Raw genomic sequence first — 1,168 nt, forward strand, 5'->3', positions numbered from 1 at the left:
AGTAAGTTAAGATGAGGAAAACCTCATTTTAACTTGTACTAAATCTTGACATAGGACCACAAAAATACTTTTGCCCTCTGCGGTAGCTTCCACCGCACGGATAGAATGAGGTATCTCGGTATCAAATACCTTGATTTTCTGACCGTATGCACTTTTGACCGTTGCCGTAATTTCCTTAGTAATATTGGTACGGGGCATTACCATAGTCATTAAGATACCGTCTATCCGCAGCTTTGGGTTGATTTGCCGCTTGACCATTGATACGGAGCGAAGCAAAAGCTCCAGACCTTTAGCCGAGAGATAGTGGGGCTGTGTCGGGATAATCACGCTGTCAGCCGCCACCAGAGCATTGATGGTTATCATACCTAAGCTCGGCATACAGTCAATAAGCACATAGTCGTAATTCTTTTTAACCTCATTGACATAGTTTTTCAGCACACGCTCACGGCTCATTGCATTGATTAGCCTTACCTCAAAGCCCGACAGCTCAATGTTTGACGGAAGCAGGTCAACGCCCTCGCTGTGGTGGATAATACCCTGTGAAACATCAAGCGTTTTATCGTCTATGATGTTCTGCATCACAGTAGAGAGCGTTATGGGAATATCGTCTGGTCTGTTATAACCCAGAGCCATCGTGAGATTTGCCTGTGCATCGGCATCAATCAGCAGGACTTTTTTACCCTGCTGCACCAGACTTACACCCAGATTGACCGCTGTGGTTGTTTTTCCGACACCGCCTTTCTGGTTAGTCAGAGCAATCACTTTGCAATTTGACATAGATGCATCCTCCTTTCGCATAGATTTAGCCACTTTGTCAAGGTGGCTATGTAAACAGTACCAGAAAACGCAAAAAAGCCGCCTATTCTTAAAATTAATAAGAATAAGCGGCTTCGTAATTTGCCTTAGACATATTCAATTTTCATTCTCTTGGACGGTGCATTTATGACCTTAAAAATAAGCTCGTCAACACAATCCGTATATCTGCCTTGCTGAATAAGCTGATTTTTTAACTCTACAAGGCTATGTACCAAAAGTTTGCTTTCGTGGCTATCCAAATACATATGATTAAATTTCTCTCTCATAAGCACACCTCCATTTCTTTAACTTCATAGCCATGAGCAAAACTCCACACATTCAGTATTTATGCGGGGTTGCGAGGCATGGCAAC

2 protein-coding genes are annotated in these 1,168 nt (G+C 42.9%); both read right to left on the reverse strand.

What is annotated here, in order from left to right; genetic code table 11:
• Positions 1-6 precede the first annotated feature (6 nt).
• On the reverse strand, positions 7-777 hold the full coding sequence (locus DXB15_RS16780) for a ParA family protein (RefSeq protein ID WP_118703569.1): 771 nt from the start codon (positions 775-777) through the stop codon (positions 7-9).
• Between the two features lie 125 nt (positions 778-902).
• Positions 903-1,082, reverse strand: a complete 180-nt coding sequence (locus DXB15_RS16785) for a hypothetical protein (protein ID WP_117628619.1) — start codon at positions 1,080-1,082, stop codon at positions 903-905.
• Positions 1,083-1,168: the final 86 nt, after the last annotated feature.

Origin of the sequence: Roseburia sp. OM02-15, assembly GCF_003481835.1 — a bacterium.
GTDB lineage: Bacteria > Bacillota > Clostridia > Lachnospirales > Lachnospiraceae > Eubacterium_I > Eubacterium_I ramulus_A.

What these genes read in the sequence shown, in the direction of transcription:
- DXB15_RS16785 (WP_117628619.1), bottom strand. Translation starts at nt 1,082, where the DNA reads ATGAGAGAGAAATTTAATCATATGTATTTGGATAGCCACGAAAGCAAA.
- DXB15_RS16780 (WP_118703569.1), bottom strand. Translation starts at nt 777, where the DNA reads ATGTCAAATTGCAAAGTGATTGCTCTGACTAACCAGAAAGGCGGTGTC.